This is a genomic window from Paenisporosarcina sp. P4_E4_2, from assembly GCF_056401595.1.
The window spans coordinates 1-3,471 of the sequence record NZ_JBFUJC010000332.1; the positions used below are offsets into that span (position 1 = coordinate 1).

7 protein-coding genes and 1 pseudogene are annotated in these 3,471 nt (G+C 39.6%); 6 read left to right on the top strand and 2 right to left on the bottom strand.

Annotation, left to right across the window (positions count from 1 at the left end):
* A pseudogene (locus AC1DSB_RS16550) lies at nt 1-233 on the bottom strand (NAD(P)-dependent alcohol dehydrogenase); the annotation flags it as partial.
* Between the two features lie 279 nt (nt 234-512).
* Between AC1DSB_RS16550 and AC1DSB_RS16555 the strand changes: the two are divergent.
* Genes AC1DSB_RS16555 through AC1DSB_RS16565 form a run of 3 tightly spaced genes read left to right on the top strand, consistent with a single transcriptional unit; the run spans nt 513 to nt 2,113 of the window.
* Nucleotides 513-1,223, top strand: coding sequence for a cytochrome c biogenesis CcdA family protein (locus tag AC1DSB_RS16555; RefSeq protein WP_342543661.1), 711 nt, complete (start codon nt 513-515; stop codon nt 1,221-1,223).
* Nucleotides 1,224-1,263: 40 nt separating this feature from the next.
* The gene (locus tag AC1DSB_RS16560) at nt 1,264-1,593 is read left to right on the top strand and encodes a thioredoxin family protein (protein WP_342543662.1); all 330 of its coding nucleotides are present in this window, start codon (nt 1,264-1,266) and stop codon (nt 1,591-1,593) included.
* 1 nt (nt 1,594) lies between these two features.
* Nucleotides 1,595-2,113: a CcdC family protein gene (locus AC1DSB_RS16565; RefSeq protein ID WP_477532907.1), complete on the top strand. Its 519-nt coding sequence runs from the start codon at nt 1,595-1,597 to the stop codon at nt 2,111-2,113.
* A 73-nt stretch (nt 2,114-2,186) separates the two neighbouring features.
* Here the strand turns inward: AC1DSB_RS16565 and AC1DSB_RS16570 are convergent, their stop codons facing one another.
* The gene (locus AC1DSB_RS16570) at nt 2,187-2,618 is read right to left on the bottom strand and encodes a DUF2621 domain-containing protein (protein ID WP_016427159.1); all 432 of its coding nucleotides are present in this window, start codon (nt 2,616-2,618) and stop codon (nt 2,187-2,189) included.
* A gap of 116 nt (nt 2,619-2,734) precedes the next feature.
* Here AC1DSB_RS16570 and AC1DSB_RS16575 point away from each other — a divergent pair, with 116 nt between their 5' ends.
* From AC1DSB_RS16575 to AC1DSB_RS16585, 3 genes are read left to right on the top strand one after another with little or no spacing between them, the layout of a single operon-like run.
* Nucleotides 2,735-2,953: a DUF1659 domain-containing protein gene (locus AC1DSB_RS16575; RefSeq protein WP_016427160.1), complete on the top strand. Its 219-nt coding sequence runs from the start codon at nt 2,735-2,737 to the stop codon at nt 2,951-2,953.
* Between the two features lie 20 nt (nt 2,954-2,973).
* Entirely contained in the window at nt 2,974-3,186 is a 213-nt protein-coding gene (locus AC1DSB_RS16580; protein WP_016427161.1) for a DUF2922 domain-containing protein, read from the top strand.
* Between the two features lie 60 nt (nt 3,187-3,246).
* Entirely contained in the window at nt 3,247-3,375 is a 129-nt protein-coding gene (locus AC1DSB_RS16585; RefSeq protein ID WP_016427162.1) for a YvrJ family protein, read from the top strand.
* Nucleotides 3,376-3,471 lie beyond the last annotated feature (96 nt).

Here is a 3,471-nt window from a genome sequence, read left to right on the forward strand (position 1 = left end):
GCTTCAACACGACCCGCTATGTCACCGCCAGGTATGGAGTATTTGGGTTTTAGAAGTCCGAAAGCAAAGCGGGCTAAGAACGGTTCTCCTCTCAAAAGTACCAGGTTACCATAGTTCACGGATGCTGCATGAATCTTAACGAGTACTTGATTGTCCTCGGGAGTGGGTTTTTCCACCTCTGACATTTCAAGAACATCAGGTGAACCATATTTGTAACACACAATAGCTTTCAGAATTATTCCTCCTAATTCCCTTCGAATTCTTTCTTAAAGACTATAAAGATTGTCTTATTTATAGATATTCCAGTAGAGAGTTAATCAAGACTGGTATTTGTAAAAAAATCACACTAGTTAGATTAACAATGATTGACAACAAATAAGAGCTGGATACTTAAAAAATGTTAAAAAGTCACTAGCATTTTCATTTGGACAAAAAAATGTCACAAGCAATAATGACGTCATTTGACTGATTATTTGATACGATGTTAGGAGTATCGTAAAGGAGCGACTTTGATGACGACAGATATCAATTTACTATTGGCATTTGGAGCCGGATTTTTAAGCTTCATCTCGCCGTGTACTCTGCCTTTATATCCAGCATTTCTTTCTTATATAACTGGCATGACATTGGATGAATTGAAAACGAATCGAGGCATTTTGCAAAGAAGAGGTATGTTGCATACTCTATTTTTCTTGATTGGTTTTTCAAGCATTTTTATTGCACTCGGATTTAGTACAAGTTTGTTTTATACGTTTTTCCAGCAGAACCAAGAATTAATCCGCCAAGTTGGTGCGATTTTTATCGTATTATTTGGTCTGCTTGTTGTGGGCGTGTTCAAACCTGAGTTTTTAATGAAAGAACGAAGAATTCAGTTTAAAAACCGACCATCCGGTTATTTAGGGACGGTATTAATAGGAATGGCCTTTGCAGCTGGATGGCAACCATGCACGGGGCCGATTTTGGCGTCAGTGTTTGTATTGGCTACAGATAACCCCGGTTCAGGTGTATGGTATATGCTTGCTTATGTTCTTGGATTCGCTATTCCGTTCTTCGTACTGTCCTTATTCATTACAAGACTTGGGTGGATTCGAAAACACAATGCGAAAATCGTGAAGATTGGCGGATATGTCATGATCGCTGTCGGGATATTACTATTCTTTGATGGGATGACATACATCATCCGTATATTAAGTCCGATTTTTGGTGACTTCCGAGGGTTTTAACAGGTAAAATAAATGGTATGTGGCAGAGGTGGTGTTGAAGATGAAATCCATATCAACTTATGAACAATGGCAGGAAGTCGTTCAACGCGARAAGCATCTGCTGCTATTTGTGAAAACGACGAACTGCTCGGTATGTGAAGGGTTATATCCGCAAATTGCTGCACTTGAAGATGAAGTGTCTATTCCGTTTTATGTCGTGAATGCAGCAGAGGTACCTGAACTTGCAGGGCAGCTCAGTTTATTTACAGCACCGGTTGTCATGTTGATGTTACAAGGAAAAGAGTATGCAAGGTATGCAAGGTTCGTACCTGTGAAAGAAGTACTAGGAAAATTACAAGAATTACAGAAATGGGAGGAATCCAATGTTTGAACTGTATAAACAAATTCCTTCACAATGGCTAATCATTGGTTCAACCGTCATGGCAGTGGTCATGGGTACAATTGTGATGATGGTACGCGCGAAATCTGCGAATAGACCGGTCAGTGCGAAGAAAATAATACTGCCACCATTGTTCATGTCTACAGGGGCTTTGATGTTTGTATTTGAATATTTCCGTGTTCCTCCAATGCAAATTGCAGAGGCACTTGGTGTAGGTTTGCTGTTTTCATTGGTGTTAATTTGGACGTCCAAATTCGAAGTGAAAAATAACAACATTTACTTGAAACAATCGAAAGCCTTTATTTTTATATTAATTGGTTTGCTGATTATAAGAGTCATTGCAAAAGTCATTCTAAGCTCGACGATTGATGTAGGCGAGTTAAGTGGAATGTTCTGGATCCTTGCTTTTGGCATGATAGTGCCATGGCGCATTGCGATGCTGATTCAATATAAAAATCTCGAGAAGAAAATCATCCATAATCACACAGAAAAGCCGACCTTTACTTCATAGGTCGGCTTTTTTCTATAATTGTTAGCTATTTAGCTCAATCCGCACGGGGGCCTGACGTGAGTCGCTTTTAGGTTTAAAACAAATGTTCATAAGGAGTCATATCAATTTTCATAGACTCAAGCTTTTTGCGTAGGAATTTATGATCCCGCTTCGGTGTTGCTTGAATATATCCTCGAATAATATGATCATGCTCAATGGAAGTCGCTTTTTCCTCCAAAGCAATTTGACCCACTTTACCCGCAATCTTTTGTTTAGCAACTGGTCTGAATAATTCAGGAACAGGCGTGACCAGCTCATTCAACATCAACTTTGCTTGATCTCCCCATAAGTGTAGAGACTCCTGAACGTAATGCTCTTCCCAGTCAAGTACGGATTTTCCATCATCTTTCGGCAACACTTTCAAAAACTTGCGGAACATGAAGTAGCCACCAATGGCAAACAGGCCGGCAAGTACAAATACCCAAAATACAATAAACCACAAAAACCAACCATCTAAGCCCAACATTCTCACCTCTTATACACGATTCTTCTATTATAGAAGGTTTTGGCAAAAAAAACACGCCCTATGTATCTTTTTTCTTGATTTCTCTCTATGTAATGAGTGAAAGGAGGTGATGCAACATGGCAAACGTTGATTTCAAAGAAGCGGTTGTACGTTTAACGTATGACGCAGGACTCACTCAGGATGGAAAAATGATTAAAAAAGCGAAAACGTACCGCAATGTAAAACAAACAGCAACAGCTGACCAATTATCGGAATTAACAGGCATACTATCTAGCTTTTCATCGTTTCCGATTATCGCTGCTGAGAAAATTGAAACAGGTAATATCCAAAACTAATGGAGAGAGGAGACTAACAAATGGCACAAGTACTCGAAATGCAATTTGAAACAGCTGGTGGCAAAAAACTTTCTGTTTCCATCGATGATCCACGTGCGGATTTAACTGCACTGGAAGTGGAAACAGGTATGCAAGCAGTAATTGCAAGCGCAGTCTTTGAAGTGGATGGATTCGGTTTAGCCAATGCTTATAATGCACGTTTAATCGAACGAAATGTAACGGATCTGGTGTAATACCATAAAAGGCTGCCCCGCAAAGTGGGGCGGCCTTTTATTTTACAAGGAGGTTAATATATGGAGCAATGGCTGAAGTTAATTCAAGAAGTAGGTTTTCCGATCTTCGTGTCGTTTTATTTGATGCACCGTGTGGAAACAAAACTTCAACTCATTCACGAAGCGTTGTTATCATTAAAAAACGGATAGACACAAATTCGTTGAAATCGCTGGATACTCCCTCCTTGAATTCATAAATCCGATTCGATAAGATGAATAGGAGCGAAAGTGGGGAGAGTCCATGAC